Annotated in this window: 1 protein-coding gene; it reads right to left on the bottom strand. The window is 54.2% G+C overall.

Annotation, left to right across the window (positions count from 1 at the left end; all coding sequences use genetic code 11):
* A partial coding sequence (locus tag NE591_RS13305) for a hypothetical protein (RefSeq protein WP_256156869.1) occupies positions 1-333 on the bottom strand: 333 nt, incomplete at its 3' end.
* Between the last annotated feature and the right edge of the window lie 34 nt (positions 334-367).

Raw genomic sequence — 367 nt, 5'->3', positions numbered from 1 at the left:
AATGACAAATACCCGGATGTGCTCCCGGTCCATGCGCTCCCGCAGCTCCTCGATGCCGCAACAGGCGGGAAAGCCGTAAGGGATGGTACCGTCCAGCAGGTCTTTATACTGTTCAAAAAAACCGTCCACGGTGATCTCATCCATGCCAAAGAGGATGTTGTCCTGGATCACATTCTCAAACCAGTGGGCCAGCAGGCCGGTGAAGTGAACGGATACTTTCTCTCCGGACTCGGTCTGGGTATCCATGTGCAGGGTATGGGCTTCAAAGTCAGCGCAGTAGCACAGGACTCTGTTGTCGTGCAGACCATCAAAAGAGCCAATCAGCGTACTCATAGGGATTCCTCCTCGTCCATGAGCTGCTCCTGCA

The sequence above is a fragment of the Adlercreutzia sp. DFI.6.23 genome, assembly GCF_024462535.1.
GTDB classification, from domain to species: Bacteria; Actinomycetota; Coriobacteriia; order Coriobacteriales; family Eggerthellaceae; genus Adlercreutzia; species Adlercreutzia rubneri.
This window is presented reverse-complemented; position numbering and strand designations above follow the sequence as displayed.